This window comes from Aeribacillus sp. FSL K6-2833 (genome assembly GCF_037965815.1).
Taxonomy (GTDB): Bacteria; Bacillota; Bacilli; order Bacillales; family Aeribacillaceae; genus Aeribacillus; species Aeribacillus composti.
Genome location: NZ_CP150189.1, coordinates 95001 through 110589 on the forward strand (window position 1 = coordinate 95001; position 15589 = coordinate 110589).

The 15589-nt window shown below is 36.0% G+C and carries 16 protein-coding genes, 7 tRNA genes and 1 pseudogene; 14 read left to right on the forward strand and 10 right to left on the reverse strand.

Annotation, left to right across the window (positions count from 1 at the left end):
• Nucleotides 1–435: 435 nt before the first annotated feature.
• The 8 genes from NSQ94_RS00470 (at nt 436) to NSQ94_RS00505 (ending at nt 1866) form a co-directional block, all read left to right on the forward strand.
• Nucleotides 436–511 (forward strand) — tRNA-Lys (locus NSQ94_RS00470).
• Nucleotides 512–518: 7 nt separating this feature from the next.
• A tRNA-Leu gene (locus tag NSQ94_RS00475) sits at nt 519–601 on the forward strand.
• Nucleotides 602–607: 6 nt separating this feature from the next.
• Nucleotides 608–679, forward strand: a tRNA-Gly gene (locus NSQ94_RS00480).
• A 7-nt stretch (nt 680–686) separates the two neighbouring features.
• Nucleotides 687–775, forward strand: a tRNA-Leu gene (locus NSQ94_RS00485).
• 5 nt (nt 776–780) lie between these two features.
• Nucleotides 781–857: transfer RNA gene (locus NSQ94_RS00490), tRNA-Arg, on the forward strand.
• Nucleotides 858–860: 3 nt separating this feature from the next.
• A tRNA-Pro gene (locus NSQ94_RS00495) sits at nt 861–937 on the forward strand.
• An 11-nt stretch (nt 938–948) separates the two neighbouring features.
• Nucleotides 949–1021 (forward strand) — tRNA-Ala (locus tag NSQ94_RS00500).
• A 77-nt stretch (nt 1022–1098) separates the two neighbouring features.
• The gene (locus NSQ94_RS00505; protein WP_066252211.1) at nt 1099–1866 is read left to right on the forward strand and encodes a protein rep; all 768 of its coding nucleotides are present in this window, start codon (nt 1099–1101) and stop codon (nt 1864–1866) included.
• A gap of 241 nt (nt 1867–2107) precedes the next feature.
• Here NSQ94_RS00505 and NSQ94_RS00510 read toward each other — a convergent pair whose 3' ends face one another.
• Both NSQ94_RS00510 and NSQ94_RS00515 read right to left on the reverse strand, forming a co-directional pair.
• Nucleotides 2108–2341, reverse strand: a complete 234-nt coding sequence (locus NSQ94_RS00510) for a hypothetical protein (RefSeq protein WP_066252204.1) — start codon at nt 2339–2341, stop codon at nt 2108–2110.
• Between the two features lie 16 nt (nt 2342–2357).
• Entirely contained in the window at nt 2358–2576 is a 219-nt protein-coding gene (locus NSQ94_RS00515) for a hypothetical protein (protein ID WP_133309202.1), read from the reverse strand.
• Between the two features lie 284 nt (nt 2577–2860).
• Between NSQ94_RS00515 and NSQ94_RS00520 the strand changes: the two are divergent.
• The 6 genes and pseudogenes from NSQ94_RS00520 to NSQ94_RS00545 form a co-directional block, all read left to right on the forward strand.
• A pseudogene (locus NSQ94_RS00520) lies at nt 2861–3208 on the forward strand (protein rep); the annotation flags it as partial.
• Nucleotides 3209–3697: 489 nt separating this feature from the next.
• Nucleotides 3698–5053: a hypothetical protein gene (locus tag NSQ94_RS00525; RefSeq protein ID WP_144597984.1), complete on the forward strand. Its 1356-nt coding sequence runs from the start codon at nt 3698–3700 to the stop codon at nt 5051–5053.
• Nucleotides 5054–5065: 12 nt separating this feature from the next.
• Nucleotides 5066–5749: an ABC transporter ATP-binding protein gene (locus NSQ94_RS00530; protein WP_066247871.1), complete on the forward strand. Its 684-nt coding sequence runs from the start codon at nt 5066–5068 to the stop codon at nt 5747–5749.
• A 32-nt stretch (nt 5750–5781) separates the two neighbouring features.
• Nucleotides 5782–6264, forward strand: a complete 483-nt coding sequence (locus NSQ94_RS00535; protein WP_161939799.1) for a stage II sporulation protein M — start codon at nt 5782–5784, stop codon at nt 6262–6264.
• Entirely contained in the window at nt 6252–6779 is a 528-nt protein-coding gene (locus NSQ94_RS00540; RefSeq protein WP_063387112.1) for a hypothetical protein, read from the forward strand. Before NSQ94_RS00535 ends, NSQ94_RS00540 begins: the two co-directional genes overlap by 13 nt.
• Nucleotides 6780–6843: 64 nt before the next feature.
• Nucleotides 6844–7296: a hypothetical protein gene (locus NSQ94_RS00545; RefSeq protein ID WP_339229873.1), complete on the forward strand. Its 453-nt coding sequence runs from the start codon at nt 6844–6846 to the stop codon at nt 7294–7296.
• A 428-nt stretch (nt 7297–7724) separates the two neighbouring features.
• Here the strand turns inward: NSQ94_RS00545 and NSQ94_RS00550 are convergent, their stop codons facing one another.
• The 8 genes from NSQ94_RS00550 to NSQ94_RS00585 form a co-directional block, all read right to left on the reverse strand.
• Nucleotides 7725–8477, reverse strand: a complete 753-nt coding sequence (locus tag NSQ94_RS00550; protein WP_066247876.1) for an A24 family peptidase — start codon at nt 8475–8477, stop codon at nt 7725–7727.
• 18 nt (nt 8478–8495) lie between these two features.
• Entirely contained in the window at nt 8496–9302 is an 807-nt protein-coding gene (locus tag NSQ94_RS00555) for a hypothetical protein (protein ID WP_066247878.1), read from the reverse strand.
• Entirely contained in the window at nt 9295–9897 is a 603-nt protein-coding gene (locus NSQ94_RS00560; protein ID WP_066247879.1) for a PilN domain-containing protein, read from the reverse strand. The genes NSQ94_RS00555 and NSQ94_RS00560 overlap by 8 nt, the downstream gene beginning before the upstream one ends.
• Entirely contained in the window at nt 9898–10896 is a 999-nt protein-coding gene (gene pilM, locus NSQ94_RS00565; RefSeq protein ID WP_339229876.1) for a pilus assembly protein PilM, read from the reverse strand. It abuts the gene before it with no gap.
• A 121-nt stretch (nt 10897–11017) separates the two neighbouring features.
• A complete protein-coding gene (locus tag NSQ94_RS00570) occupies nt 11018–11425 on the reverse strand; it encodes a prepilin-type N-terminal cleavage/methylation domain-containing protein (protein ID WP_339229878.1) in 408 nt (135 codons plus the stop codon).
• Nucleotides 11426–11622: 197 nt separating this feature from the next.
• Nucleotides 11623–12828 (reverse strand): type II secretion system F family protein, encoded by a 1206-nt coding sequence (locus tag NSQ94_RS00575; RefSeq protein WP_339229880.1) that lies wholly within the window; start codon nt 12826–12828, stop codon nt 11623–11625.
• Nucleotides 12815–13867, reverse strand: coding sequence for a type IV pilus twitching motility protein PilT (locus NSQ94_RS00580; RefSeq protein ID WP_339229882.1), 1053 nt, complete (start codon nt 13865–13867; stop codon nt 12815–12817). The genes NSQ94_RS00575 and NSQ94_RS00580 overlap by 14 nt, the downstream gene beginning before the upstream one ends.
• A gap of 12 nt (nt 13868–13879) precedes the next feature.
• Nucleotides 13880–15535, reverse strand: coding sequence for a GspE/PulE family protein (locus tag NSQ94_RS00585; protein ID WP_082830256.1), 1656 nt, complete (start codon nt 15533–15535; stop codon nt 13880–13882).
• Nucleotides 15536–15589 lie beyond the last annotated feature (54 nt).

The following is a 15589-nucleotide window of genomic DNA, read 5'->3' on the forward strand; positions in this document are numbered from 1 at the left end:
TATGAATATGTCTTTCAATCAGTTGTCAGACAAGCAATGCTTCATCAAATTTGTGGCAGGTTGTTTTGCCCTGATGTCATTGATCGTCTTCCCAATAGTTAAGACAGAAGAGACAGCTGAAAAAATATTTTTGATCATGAGCCATTGCTCAGCAGGTAGTGCAACGAGCAAAGCCTCGTCGAATAAGCGGCGAGTTGTCCCGACGCATCCAACATCCTCGAAAAGACTGGCAGAGGAAGGGACATCTGACAAATGAAAAATGGATTAGGAGAAAAAAATTTTTTATGAGCCATTAGCTCAGTCGGTAGAGCAACGAGCAAGGCTTCATCGAATAAGCGACGAGTTGTCCCGACGCATCCAACATCCTCGAAAAGACTGGCAGAGGAAGGGACATCTGACAAATGAAAAATGGATTAGGAGAAAAAAATTTTTTATGAGCCATTAGCTCAGTCGGTAGAGCATCTGACTTTTAATCAGAGGGTCGGAGGTTCGAATCCTCCATGGCTCACCATTTTGACGCGGGTGTGGCGGAATTGGCAGACGCACTAGAATCAGGATCTAGCGCCTTTATGGCGTGGGGGTTCAAGTCCCTCCACCCGCATCATATGCGGAAGTAGTTCAGTGGTAGAACACCACCTTGCCAAGGTGGGGGTCGCGGGTTCGAATCCCGTCTTCCGCTTTTCTCTGCCGGGGTGGCGGAATTGGCAGACGCACAGGACTTAAAATCCTGCGGTAGGTGACTACCGTACCGGTTCAAGTCCGGTCCTCGGCACCATATTGGCGCCCGTAGCTCAATTGGATAGAGCGTTTGACTACGGATCAAAAGGTTAGGGGTTCGACTCCTCTCGGGCGCGCCATATCGGGAAGTAGCTCAGCTTGGTAGAGCACATGGTTTGGGACCATGGGGTCGCAGGTTCGAATCCTGTCTTCCCGACCAGGGAATTTAAAGGGGCCTTAGCTCAGCTGGGAGAGCGCCTGCTTTGCACGCAGGAGGTCAGCGGTTCGATCCCGCTAGGCTCCATCCAAATATTTATTTATGCAACCAATTCCAATAATCCACTGAACCTTAGGGAGATTCCTAAGGTTTTTTTATTGCCCATGAAAAATGGACATGCCTGGCGCAGGTCGTTAAAAATTGCATATCACAATAAATTGATTGTTGAGGAAGCCAATCGGCGATATCATTGTGCTTGGTTATTTCTCACACTGACAGTTCGGAATGTCGAGGGAGGAGAGCTTCGCCAAACGATTTCCGATATGATGAAGGGGTTTAATCGTTTGACGAAGTACAAGCGATTTGATGCAGCCGTCCTTGGGTATTTTCGAGCTTTAGAAATCACGAAAAATCATGAAGAACATACATATCATCCACATTTTCATGTGTTATTACCAGTAAAGAAAAGTTATTTCACAGGCAAGTTATATATTAGTCAAAAAGATTGGACAAGCCTTTGGAAAAAGGCAATGAAACTTGATTACACGCCGATTGTACATATACAGCGGGGCAAAGGGAAAACCAAGATTGATGCTGAACAGATCGAGAGTGAAGTGCGAGAGGCTATAGAGGAGCAAAAAGCTGTTTTGGAAATTTCAAAGTACCCTGTGAAGGATACAGATCTTGTCCGCGGCAACAAGGTGACTGAAGACAATTTGGATACGGTCTACTATCTGGACGACGCGCTGTCGGCTCGGCGACTAATCGGATATGGTGGCATTTTGAAGGAGATACATAAGGAAATGAATCTCGGTGATGCAGAGGACGGCGATCTGGTTAAGATTGAGGAAGAAAATGATGAGGTGGCAAACGCTGCATTTGAGGTTATGGCTTATTGGCATCCTGGCATAAAGAATTACATAATCAAGTAAGAAAAGCAGGCCTAGAGCCTGCTTTTCTTACTAAGGTAGATGTTTTTTTAACTTTTTGTCCCATCCTGTAAAGACCATTATTGCCGTTATTGGTAGCCCTAATGCCATAACAAAAATCAAAGATACATTTTCAGATGGACCTAAGATTAAATAAATCAATAACATTATAGCCGCGAGGCTAATATAACTTTTTAAAAATGCTATCAGTGAGTTTTTATTCATAATCTCGCCCCATTTTAAATTATTTTACAATCGTGTATTTTATTTGTACTGAATAGGATGTATGGTAATTTTTATAATCAGTTATTTTTAATCTCTTTCCTTTTTTTGCAGCATTTATAACTTCTTTTTTATAAAGAGAATTAGAACTCAGTTGTGTTGCTAATGCAGAAGCCCATCCAGCAACTCCACCCCATTTAGTAGCAATAGCTAAAATAACAATTTTTAGATTACTATTACCTTTTATTGCTTTCATATTATTAGCCAACTCTTTATTGAGCTTTGGATAAAGTATAAGACCCTACTACAACTCTCTTTTCTGCTGCATGAGCAACATTACTTGATTTATTAAATCCCAAAAAACTTGTTGATCCTAACAGAGGTGGGGCAACCAATAAAGCTACCAATATAATCTTCACTAAAAAACCAAATTTCTTCTTTTTCACAATCATAGCATTATCTCCTTTACTTTCACACTCTTTTTCAATCAAAAAACATCCTTTCCTGGAATTATATGGGCCCATATACTACTACTATAAACAAATATAAGTCTTTTTTGGGATACTTTGGATATGATTTAATTAGAATTAGTCGAAAATTTAGAAGGGTTTGAATTAAAGATAGGAAAAAACGTTTTACTTTTTATAACGTGTGGTTTTTGGGATTGATAATGTACAACATTAGAGAGCATACTTCCTTTGCTACAGCGACGATTATTTTAGCTGCTTTCATTGCTGTTTGTTTGATGCTTGAGGTGGTTTGGAAAAGATATAAAAAAGACTTAGAAGAATACGAGAAAGATTTTAAAAAAGCTATCAGAGAACAAAATGCTATTTTGGAAGTTTCTAAGTATCCAGTCAAAGATACGGATGTCATTAAAGGGAATAAGGTCACGGATGAAAATGTGGAAACCGTTTTGGTGTTAGACAACGCCTTGGCATATAAGCGATTAATCGGTTATGGTGGTTTGCTGAAACAGATCCACAAGGAATTGAATTTGGGAGATGCAGAAGATGGAGATTTAGTCTATATCTCCGAAAATGACGAAGTAGCAAACGGTGCTTTTGATGTGATTGGCAAGTGGCATATCGGTTTAAAAAATTATGTGATAAAGAGAGATTAATAGGGTGTAGAAAATTAGAGATACAGAAGATACGGGAGATGATTTTCGTATCTTTTTTTATTGCTCGGCGGGTCACTAGAGGGAAGAAGGTGACGCATGGCGGTTGTCAATTAAAATGTGCGGTAGCGGACCGAAGGGAGCATAAGGAGCACATTTTTTTGTGTTGCTTAACATAGTGCTTTGAAGCCGTTAGTATGATCCGAAAAGTGTATAGCGATGGGGGCAAACAAAACTATCGATATCGATCGAAACATAAAAAATGGGAGAATTTCTAATAAATCGCTAAATATGGTTGATCAATGGTATATTTGGTAATATTATTTAATTGATCAGATGAAGAGAAAGTGAGAGTTTAAATATGAGTTCAGCTATACAATGGCTCAGCAGCTTCATTATTTTTTAGGAAAAATTTAAGAAAATAGATAAACATCGCGTAATGAACATTGTTTCTAAATTTCGTTTTATGGTTTTATTGATGAGGTGCAGACTATGTCATATGTAAGAATTTTTTTTCTTATTGCAATCAATGCTTTAAGAGCATATCAAAGCAATTTGTATGAAAAATTTGAAAAAATTTTACCTGAATTTAAATATCTGGCGAAATATTATATATACTTTTATGCAGCGTCAAATATTTTATTATTAGGGATTATTCTTTTACTAGACCCTTCTCAAAATGTACATATTCATCGTATATTAAATGACTATAAATGGGAAATTTTAATCGCAAAATATTTAATGGAATTATTTGTCATTATAAATTTGTTAAGATTTGAAGTTCCAAAAGGATTTAAAAAAGTTTATGGATTAATACCGTCTATTTTTTATGTAATCACTGCTAATTTTAAAAACGTTTATACATGGATACTGATACAGTTTATATATTATACATTTTTAGATAAACAACTTTTTTTGATCTTATTTATTTTAAGCTGTATAATCATTTATCTTTCTTTGTTTGCTAAAATATCAGAATTTCAATACATATTAAATATTTTAAAAATGGCTCGTCTCATGTTTGTAATATTGTTAAGTTATCAAATCATTCAAGAAGTATCGCAAAAAGCAGGTTTTAGCTTCGCGAGTGCAAGCAATAAAATCGAGGTTTTATTATTTTTATGGGTGGCTTTTCTATTAATTCTGTTAATATCTAACTATTTTTTATTAAGATATATTAAAGCTACTACACGAATTTTCCAGGAAAAACAATTAATCCATTATTTCAAACTATTTTTTATACCCTTCATATTTTTGACTTTGATACAGATCACATCCAGCTTGTTTGTTTTCATCAGCAATATCGAAGAATCACTGATAATCATATCCTATTTAATTTCATCTCTTTTTGTAAAAATCAAATTTATTGATTTTTTAACTATGGAAACTTATGGTTATTATTTGTTTTATTTAAAGTCTTTAGACAAAAAAATTCAATCTGAGTTTATGATGAATATTAACTTAAATAATTTCTTCTTATTATTGCCCGTTTTACTATTTCACCTCTGTTATCTCATTTTAAATCAGCAATATATTTATGCTTTCCTGCTGATGCTTGTATACATATTAGACATTAAGGCAGATGAACTAATCATTTTAATCACGAGAAAAATATTGAAGAAAAGTGAATTGCCTAATTTGTTTATACACACAAAAAAAGGTTTATCCAACGTATTATTAATAGCGTTTGTTCCCAGTGCCATTATTAGCATTCTTGTAAACAGTAGCAGCATAAAGAGCTCCAGCTTAGCTACAACGATGTTGCTGCTCGTTTCCGTCATACTATTTTGTGTGTCAATATTGGCGCATTATTGGAGGAAGAGCTTTTTTGACGAATTACATAAGTGAGGTAAAAAATAAATGTTAGAAATTAAAAATTTAACGTATAGCATAGGGGAGAAAAAAATTTTAGATCATATATCTTTTTCAATACCTGAAAATGAAGTGACAGCCATTGTCGGGCCAAATGGCGTGGGCAAAACTACAACCGTGCAAATATTGTCGAATATAATCAAAACGGAAAATGCTTCTGTTAAGAGCTTAAATCGTAATAAGAAAATCGTTTACTTGGATATTGAATATTTAGTTTTTGATGAATTGACAGCACAAGAGTTTCTCGAGTTACATTCACGAATTCATAATAAAAATAAAGAAGAGCTTGAAGAGCTATTAAACGAATTTGAAGTATTGAATATTAAAGAATTTTTACCGAACAAGTTAAAGGGTCTTTCTTTAGGGCAAAAGCAAAAATTGATTATATTAATGGGATTTATGTCCAATGCAGATATTTTAATATTTGATGAGCCATTTAACGGTTTAGATTATAAATCTGAAATGAATTTTAAAGAGCTGCTCAGAAAAAATAAGTTTAACTTCACAATTATCATCACTACCCATAATTTTCATGATATCGAAAGGTACACTAAGCAGTGCATTGTGATGGAAGATAGCAAAACGATTAAGCAGATTACAAACGTAAATACTCAAAGTTATAAAAAAAATATATTTCATTATTTAGATTTAGAACAGGAGCAGTATAGATGAATCGTCAGTTCGTCATAAAAAGGGAAGAGTTCATGAAAATTCCTCTGCTTATATTTGGTTTTTTATTGGCAGGATTCTTCTTTGGCGCATTATTAGAAGTCGATTTAAAAAGGGAAGCTCTCGATCTAAATTTTATTGATATTTTTTTCAATAACGCCTCAATCGGCATTATGTTAGTTCTGCTAACAAGTTTCATATCTTATCCGATTATTTTATATAATTCATTTTTTTTAGGGTTAAACATATATTTTGGCATAGAGCTCTTTGGCGTATATAAAACTTTCATGACTTTAATTTTCCATACGCCGATAGAAATAGTAGGATGGATCATATGTATCATCGCTTCTAAAAGAATGAAAGATTTTTATAAAACTGTGTTAAAAAAAGAAATAAACAAAGAAAATATAAAGGCTGTTTGTATGTTATTGCTGACAATGATAGCTGTTTACTTTGTTGCAGCCATAGTGGAATATTATGCTTTTGAATTTCTGGGGGGACATAAATGGTTAAATTAAAAGCAAATGAAAAAATATTATTAATACTGTTTACGCTTTGGTATTTATTATCCATACAATTTATCAGTCAATACATGATCATGAATCAAGGCAGTGTAATCTATGAAAAGAACATTTTTAAAACGAAAGAAATCATGTTTGTATTCCTAAATTTTGTCATAATGATCTTTTCGATTGTTTTTCTTTTCTTTCAAGCTTTTATCTATCGATTTATCATACTATTATTTAAACCGCAGAAATATCCATCAATATTTTCAAGCTTTTTTTATTTAATGATTGGATATTTGCCATTTTCCATTACGATCATTATCACAAACTTTATTCATCAAGAGTATGTTTACAATATTTCAACGAATATATACGCAAAAATTTTCATAACGATTATTGTAAACGTAATATATATATTCATCATTGTTAAAAAAAATATCATCGATTCCAAAAAGGCGCTATTATTGTGTATGTTTTTAATCGTAATAAATGCTCTAGTTTTATTCATTAATTTCAATTCACTATAAAAAACGATTCAGAGGAACTTGGATAAAATTTTCTTCATTCTTGAATATATGAGAGGATAGGAAAATGGTTAATGAAATAAAAATGTATTTTTCTCGTCACAAACCAATTTATGTTATACTTGCTGCAATCATGATAGGATGCGGACTGCAATATTTCATACTTAGCAATGAGAATATGAAGTCTGTACAGGATGCTTTATCGGAAGAATCGGAGTCATTGATTTTCCAAAGCTTCTCTGTCGATATCATTGCCCTAATTGCCTTGCTATATTATATTTTTTGCTCTGCTAATTCAATCATGAAAGATGGAGTTTTTGAAAAAAATAAAAGCACCCGTAAAATGATTTTACATAAAATATACGCTTCTTATTTGTTCGTATTTATTTGCAACGGAATCATTGTATTATCGACTAGCATAATCGTTATCATACTTTATGGATTTCATCATGATATTTTTTATCATGCATTGTTATTACTTATTGCGAAGTCCTATACCGCAATTTTTTATGTAACATGATCTATGTTTTTGGCTGTTCTATTCAAAAGTATATGTTTATTTTTTCCATGCTTTTTGTTGTGGAGATTGCAAAAATTGCGGTTTTTGCATTTCTGCGTAAATTTGCTGTTTTTGATTACGTTATATTCAATCATTTAGATATTTCTTCTTATTTCCATTTGCCGTCTTCGGGAATTGATAAGGGATATAACATATTATTTTCCATTGCCATATATTTAGCGTATATATTCCTTCTGCAAGCTTTGAGTGTTTATATATTCAACAAGAAAAGAGAGCGTGTAACCTATTAATTAACATTTATCGTTGTTATGGATGGCATTATCACCATTGTAAAGATTTTGAAAAGGCCGTTTAGCTCGCTAGGCTAGCTGTTAAAAATACTTTGGCTTCATATCAAAAGAAAAGTCAGACCTGTTCTCTTTTGTCCATTATATGATTAACTGAATATACCAATGGAAAATTTCCGTTTCATAAAAATATGAAAGCACGGCTCCAATACTTATGAAAGGTCCGAATGGTATCGCCGATTTACGGCTTAATTGTTTCGTGATGATGCCAAATAGACCGAATAATGCACCAATTAAGGTAGACAGGAAAAAAGCTAATAACACTCCTTTCAGACCTAAAGCATATCCTAAAACAGCAAATAGTTTAATATCTCCGCCTCCCATTCCGCCATTGCTTACAATGGCAATGATATAAAGAAGGATAAAACCGACAGTCATTCCAATTATCGAATCATACCAAGGATGAAGCGGAATCCAGATCCGCAAGAAAATAAATAGAACGAAGAAAAAGATTAAAATTCGATTCGGGATCAATTTGTAAGATAAATCACTCACCGTAATAATGATAAGAAGTGAAACAAAGGGTAGTGCTACTATAAGCTCCTTGCTAAATCCAATTTTGTAAAAACTAAAAACAAATAGTAAACCTGTAAACAGCTCCATCACTGGGTAAATAGCCGAAATCGGTACACGGCAGCTGCGGCATTTTCCTTTCTGAAGCACATATGAAAAGATGGGTATTAATTCATACCAGGATAAGAAATGGCCACAATGCGGGCAGTGCGACCTCGGCTGAACGATTGAGCGTTTTTTCGGGACGCGAAGACCGACAACATTAAAAAAAGACCCGAAAATGATTCCGATAACAAAGAAAAAAAGGTAAACGAAAACCATTGCCAAACTCCTCGTACATTAGTATTCAGGGCTGTTTTTACCATTTTGCGATTCCTTATTTGTTTCTGATGAATGACTTTTATCTGTTGAATCAAAATAAAAAGTAGTTAATTGAATTTCCATCGTAATGGTTTGATTCGTTTCGTCCTCTAAAAGCTCCTTTTCCCCCGGTTTCGTAAATGAAAGGACGTCCACTCGGGTGATTCGCTCCAATTTTTCTATTTCTTGTAGGAATTGTAAAAAATGCTTGAAATCTGGTGAAACAACCGACAGATTGAAGGTTATTAGCTTCACGTTTTTATATTTTTCTTTCTCTGTCGATTCGTTCGAAGCTGATTGGTTTTCGCTTTGATTAGACGGAGCATCCGTATTTTCATTTTCAGATTGATTAGTTGCAGACTCCATTTCGGCTGATTCATTTTGCTCCTTATTTTCGTTCGTATCGTTCGTATCTGTTTTATTGTTTTCCGATAATAATTCCGATTCAGACAGCGTTTGCTCATCCTGAAAGGAAATGTTCTGGATTTGGCTGCCGCTGACGTATTCCGCTTCCTGTAAATCAAGCAGCAGCTGGTCCATATTGCGGCTTAACGGCATTTTTTTCTCTAATTGAGCAGTATTTTCTTCCTTATCCGTTTTACTTTTATTCAATTGTGCTTCCAATTGCTTCATTTCCACTTCAAGCTGATTGGCATCTAACTGTGCAAGCGCAACATCGTCTTTCAAAGGCTTTACCGTATACATATACACAACGCCAATAAGCAAAAACAGTAAAATGATTAAACAATAAAAAAAGATTTTCCTTTCTTGGAGGAAATCACTCATCTTCTTCACCCCCGTTTTCGTCCTCTAACGCCGAAGAATGAGTCTCAAGAATAATATTCACATCATATCTCGGAATCTCCTTGAACATTTCTTCATCCACTTGTTCATCTGAAGCTTCTTCAAATGTGAAGGTTTTAATTTCTTTGATCCTTACATTTGTAAAAAGAGGGGAAGAGACGAGCTTTGCAACATAAGATGCGGCAACATCCAATGATTCGAATTGGGTTTGGATCGTCAATTGTTTATTTTCATATTCATAATGGCTTAAATAGCTATGATTTGGCAGCAATTCCAGCAATTCTTCAATGAGATGTGAGGTAGGTGCGGTCAATTCCTCTGCTTTAGCGACCGCTTCTTCTAAGCTGCCTGATTGTCCATTTTTTTGATTTTCTACTTGAGTTTCTAAAATTTCCTTATCCATTTTTAAATTTTCGATTCTCGTATCGGCCAGTTTTTTCTCATTTTTCGTATGAATATATTGATAAATAACGATCGATAAACAGATTAGCCAAATAACAAGAAAAGAGATAAAAATAATCAAAACCGTCGAACTTTGTCTTTCGGATTTCGGCAATAAATTTATTTCAGGGATCACTTAACTTCCCCCTTTCAAGGCAAGCCCTAAAGCAGGTATAAAATGACGAGGAACTTTATCCATTTTTTCAGGAGAAAGGTAAGCATCTAAAATCGTAACGGGAATTTGAAATTGACCTTCTATTTTTTTTCTAATCAAATCTAAGTTTGGAAAATCTCCTAACAGCATAATTTTCGATACAGCTTTCTGACCTTTATGAATGGAGTAGCGGTAAAAATTCATCATCCGCTCCAATTCCATTATTTGATCATCAATTAAACTTAAAAATTGCGCTTCGTCACCATTATACGTCCAGGTGAGCAGATCATCATCGTATTGGGAGCTTGTCCAATCGTTCATTTGAATATCTAAATCTTGAAATCTTAAAAATTCAGGCTGGTTCTCCGAAAAAATACTGATCATGATTGAGTTTAAATTCAACTCCAAAAATAAATATGCTTCATCTGTATTTTTTGTCATATATGTATATTGGAAATACCGATATACGCCGATGGAACGAATATCAGCAGCTACTGGCTTCAGTCCTGCATCAATTAAAATTTCCGTATATTTTCTCATTTCATCTTCTGGAACGGCAAAAAGAAGCCCTTCGCGTTCTGTTTGGGTATCAGCCTTTCCAGGCAATGGTGATACATCAAAGATTGGATTGTCAAATGGAAGATAAAGTGTATGTCCTAATTCCATAATAAAGTGGCCGTTGATTTCTTTATCTTTTAAATGAGCAGGAAACTTTACCTTTCTCATAATGACAAGGGAATCAGGCGCATAAAACTGGACATTCCGCCTTTTGATTCCCCAGTCTTTGACGGTTTCCTTCATAAAATGATAAAACTCCATTTCATCAAGAATTCGCCCATGCTCTAGCAGGCCGTTCGGTATAGACTTTTCTTTGAAATGTTTAATATTTGTTAAATCGCCGCCGGAATGATCCACCATCCGAAGCGCGTAATCATCGATGACTAAGTTGATTGTTTTTTTAGCCGAAAGAAAAGTGAGCATAGGCGAACCCTCCTGTGACCAAAATATTTTTGCAAAGAGAAATACTCCAGCTTTTGATAGAAAGTATTCAGGCAAATTATTATGTTTACATGTTCCAAGTTAAAACGAAAAAGATTTTTAATTATTTTTTACTTACTTTATTTAAGAAAGTGCGTAAATTTCCTTCAGTAGCAGGATTACCAACACCATCTACACTATTTGCAGGATGACCAGAAATTGACCAAGTGTTGTTTTTAAATGAAACTTTAAAATTTTTATCTTCTGTTTTAAAATCAATATACTCTTTAAGGTCTTCGGAATCATATTCAGTATCACCTTCTTGACCACCGTCTTGTGCATATTTTAGTTTGGCAGCTGAAATAATATTTAATGCCTCTGATACAGTAGCCCGGTCTCTAGACTGACCAATGACATTTGCGATAATCGGGATTACAATAGCTAGTATGATTGCAATGATGATAATAACAGCCAATAGCTCAATTAATGTCATCCCTTTTTCTTTTTTGAGAAGTTTTACATGTTTTCTCATTTCATGTTCCTCCTTTGTTTTTAGTTTTCCTAAATTTACTTTCATAAGGCAAAACGGCAAGCGCTTGTCATGTTACCACAAACTTTATTAACTCGATTTCTTGATCACCTCCTAAAGGAATTTTTTTGGAATCTAGTACAATACGTTTCTTTTAGACATGCTTTATATACGAAAATGCTGCAAGCTTCGTCATCTATTTACATTTGCTGATAAATGCTAAACATAGGAATCATAATAGCAAGAACAATCGTCCCAATGACAAAGGCTAAAATGACGATCATAATCGGTTCGATCAGCGATTTCAAAATTTCAACGCTGCGGTCAACTTCCGCTTCATAGAAATCGGCTATTTTGGTTAACATAAAATCTAATGAACCAGTCTCTTCGCCGATCGCCGTCATATGGGTGACGAGCGGCGGGATTACCCAGCTTTTTCTAAACGGTTCGGATAAGCGGTCTCCTTTTTCTAAACTATCACGTGCGTCCAACACGACTTTTCCTATGACTGGATTGTTGATAACCCGCTCGACAATAGTTAAAGCTTGTAAAATCGGCACTGAACTAGAAAAAAGGGATGATAATGTCCGCGTCATTCTTGCAATAGCTGATTTTTGCAGCAATTTGCCGAAAACAGGCATTTTTAACAAAATAACATGGACAGCGTAATAAAAGGTTTTATTGCTTTTCATCAACAAGCTGAAAGCAAGAATCGCTGCTAATAAGACGAGAAGTACAATCCACCAAAAGTTTTGAACTACATGGCATGCGCCAACTACGAATTTCGTAATGGCAGGCAGTTCGCTATCAAATTGGGCAAAAATTTCGGTGAATTTAGGCACAATCGTTAGCATCAGAAACACAACAACTGCAATGATGATAATGATTAATGTGATTGGATAAGCAAGGGTTGATTGAATTTTTTTCTTCAAATCGTATTGCTTTTCAAAATAAGCCGCCAGCCTGTCCAATGTTTCGTCCAAACTCCCGCTGGCTTCCCCGGCGCGAACCATATTGACAAAAATGGCCGGAAAAATTTTCGGATATTTGCTCACCGCATCTGAAAAAGCATTTCCTGTCCGCAATTCCGTTTCAATCTCAGCCAATACTTTGGCCAATGCTTTGCTTTCCGTCTGCTTTGATAAAATATTCGTTGAATCTACAATAGAAACTCCTGCACGGATCAGTGTTGCAAATTGCCGGCAATAAATGACAAAATGCTGGTTTTTCACAGGTCTGCCAATCGATACTTCCTTATAGATCAATCCTTTTGCTTCATTGATCTCACGGGGGCTTATTCCTTGTTCTCTTAATTTTGCTATCGCATTTGTTTTATTTAGTGCATCAATCGTACCTTTCTTGAGCTGTCCTGTTTTCGTACGACCGACATATTTATAGATAGCCATTTTCATCACCTTTATTGATATATGGCATGGCGCTTTCGTAAGAAATTTTTCCTGAACTTAATAAGCTTTGAACGGACATTTCCAATGTATGCATTCCTTGAGCTCTATTCGTTTGCAAAACATTGTGGATTTGATGAATTTTTTCATTGCGAATCAAGTTTGAAATGGAAGGATTATTAATTAAAATCTCCGTTGCAACCGTTCGCCCGGATCCGTCCTTTAGCGGGAAAAGGCGCTGTGAAATGATTCCTTGCAAAACGTTTGCTACTTGAAGGCAAATTTGCCTTTGCTGATGGGGCGGGAACACATCTATGATCCGGTCGATCGTCTGGGCTGCACTGCTTGTGTGCAATGTGGCTAGCACTAAATGACCTGTTTCAGCAGCAGTAATAGCTGTCGATATCGTCTCAAGATCCCGCATTTCCCCCACTAAAATAATATCCGGGTCTTGCCTTAAGGATGCGCGCAGTCCGTTTGCAAAGCTTTTTGTATCTGAACCAATTTCCCGCTGATTGATAATGGATCGCTTATGGGAATGAATATATTCTATTGGATCTTCTAATGTAATAATATGTTTGGAATAGTTTCGATTAATATAATCGATCATCGCTGCCAATGTCGTTGACTTACCTGAACCGGTTGGTCCCGTGACGAGAATTAACCCTTGGGGCTTTTCCATCAATTTCTCGACAATGGAAGGTATTTTAAGCTCTGCGATCGTTGGGATCTTCGTCGGTATAATTCGGATCGCGACACTTATATGATTGCGTTGGCGAAAAGCGTTTAATCGAAACCGTGAAATTCCCTCTAATTCATAGTTAAAATCAAGCTCGCCCTGCTGCTCGAACGTATCCCACATCGTCTCCGGAATAAGCTCTTTCGCCATTCTTTCCGTGTCGTTTTTAGACAATGAATGGTCTCCGTAAGGCTTTAGCTCGCCGTTTATGCGAAAAACCGGAGGAGAGTTGACAATTAAATGGAGGTCTGAAGCATGATCAGTAAAAGCTTTTTTAAGTAAATCTGATATATTGTATGACATGAAGCCCACCTCCTACTCGAGGACAGCGACGCGTAAAATTTCTTCTGTTGTCGTTAATCCCTCTTTTACTTTCAGCAAACCGTCATCGATTAAAAATTTTAATCCTTTTTCCCGCACAAAATTTTGCAAATAAGAAGTTGACGTATTATTCATGATGAGTTCACGAATCTCCGCATCGATCGGCAATACCTCTTGAATGGCTAGGCGCCCGCGGTAGCCGGTCATGTTGCAGCTTGGACAGCCTTTGCCTTTTGCAACCGTCTCGATTTCAAGGCCTCTATTCGCAAAAATTTCTTTTTCTCTTTCAGTCGGGCGGACGATTTCGCGGCAATCCCGGCACACTCGTCGAACTAAACGCTGGGCTACAATGCCAATGATTGAAGACGATATGAGATACGGTTCAATACCCATATCGATTAATCTCGTTAAAGCAGCAACTGCACTATTCGTATGTAGGGTACTTAATACTAAATGACCTGTAAGTGACGCCCGAATGGCAATTTGTGCTGTTTCTGTATCACGAATTTCGCCGATCATAATAATATCCGGATCCTGGCGCAAAATCGAGCGAAGCCCATTGGCGAATGTCAGGCCAATATCTTCATTTACTTGAATTTGATTGACTCCTTCAATCTGGTATTCGACAGGATCTTCAACCGTGATGATATTTACATCCTCTGAATTTAACTGATTTAAAGCAGCATACAATGTCGACGACTTTCCGGATCCTGTAGGTCCAGTGATTAATATTATTCCATTTGGCTGATTTAGCATAGTAATAAATTTTTCCAAATTTTCATCTGTAAAACCGATTTTTTCCACACTGTTTAATACATTGCTTAAATCAAGAATCCGCATCACGACTTTTTCGCCAAAAATTGTCGGCAGCGTGGCGACACGAATATCCACCGGTTTAAAATTAATCGTTGTTTTAATTCGGCCGTCCTGCGGCAATCTATTTTCTGTAATATTTAAGTTTGCCATAATTTTAATCCGGGCAATGATGACATTTTGCATATGTTTTGGCAGTGACCGCTCTAAACGTAAAATGCCGTCGACCCGGTAGCGGACCTTTACGTCTGTTTCTTGCGGGTCAAAGTGGATATCACTGGCACGCTGGGCAAGACCGTTGGCAATGATTTGGTTGACAAGACGAACAACAGGAGAATCTTCATCCGTTACTTTTGCTTCATCCATTGAATCCTTTGGTGAAAGATCACTCATGATCTCTTCCATCGATTCTTGAAGATCATAATATTTTGTGATCGTTCGATATAATTCATCTTTTGTCGCAATAGCGGGTTCAATATGGCATCCTGTTGCCATTCTCAATTCTTCTATAGCGAAATAGTCCATCGGATCCGCCATTGCAACAAAAAGTTTATTTTTATCTTTTCGGATTGGCATCACATAATGCCTTTTTGCCAGCTCTTTTGGAATTAATTGAAGAACATCCTGATCAATTGGATATTGATAAATATTAATATGCGGTATTCCTAATTGGAACTCCAATACTTCAATCAGCTGCTGCTCGGTAATAAAACCTTCTCTCAGCAGGGCATCCCCTAATTTTTCATCCGGTGACTTATTTTTTAATGTTTGGTTTAATTGTTCATTTGTAATGAGTCCAGCTTCTAAAAGCAAGTCTCCTAAACGCTTTCTAGACAATTTCCGTTCACCTCCAAAGATGCTGGCTTTATCATATTCATTCAGATTTCCTTT

Excerpts from the sequence above, each read along its gene's own strand:
- NSQ94_RS00525 (WP_144597984.1), top strand. The coding sequence starts at position 3,698 with ATGTCATATGTAAGAATTTTTTTTCTTATTGCAATCAATGCTTTAAGA.
- NSQ94_RS00545 (WP_339229873.1), top strand. The coding sequence starts at position 6,844 with ATGGTTAATGAAATAAAAATGTATTTTTCTCGTCACAAACCAATTTAT.
- NSQ94_RS00575 (WP_339229880.1), bottom strand. The coding sequence starts at position 12,828 with ATGGCTATCTATAAATATGTCGGTCGTACGAAAACAGGACAGCTCAAG.
- NSQ94_RS00555 (WP_066247878.1), bottom strand. The coding sequence starts at position 9,302 with ATGAGTGATTTCCTCCAAGAAAGGAAAATCTTTTTTTATTGTTTAATC.
- NSQ94_RS00540 (WP_063387112.1), top strand. The coding sequence starts at position 6,252 with ATGGTTAAATTAAAAGCAAATGAAAAAATATTATTAATACTGTTTACG.
- NSQ94_RS00535 (WP_161939799.1), top strand. The coding sequence starts at position 5,782 with ATGAAAATTCCTCTGCTTATATTTGGTTTTTTATTGGCAGGATTCTTC.
- NSQ94_RS00530 (WP_066247871.1), top strand. The coding sequence starts at position 5,066 with ATGTTAGAAATTAAAAATTTAACGTATAGCATAGGGGAGAAAAAAATT.
- NSQ94_RS00505 (WP_066252211.1), top strand. The coding sequence starts at position 1,099 with ATGAAAAATGGACATGCCTGGCGCAGGTCGTTAAAAATTGCATATCAC.
- NSQ94_RS00510 (WP_066252204.1), bottom strand. The coding sequence starts at position 2,341 with ATGAAAGCAATAAAAGGTAATAGTAATCTAAAAATTGTTATTTTAGCT.
- NSQ94_RS00550 (WP_066247876.1), bottom strand. The coding sequence starts at position 8,477 with ATGGTTTTCGTTTACCTTTTTTTCTTTGTTATCGGAATCATTTTCGGG.
- NSQ94_RS00580 (WP_339229882.1), bottom strand. The coding sequence starts at position 13,867 with ATGTCATACAATATATCAGATTTACTTAAAAAAGCTTTTACTGATCAT.
- pilM (WP_339229876.1), bottom strand. The coding sequence starts at position 10,896 with ATGCTCACTTTTCTTTCGGCTAAAAAAACAATCAACTTAGTCATCGAT.
- NSQ94_RS00570 (WP_339229878.1), bottom strand. The coding sequence starts at position 11,425 with ATGAGAAAACATGTAAAACTTCTCAAAAAAGAAAAAGGGATGACATTA.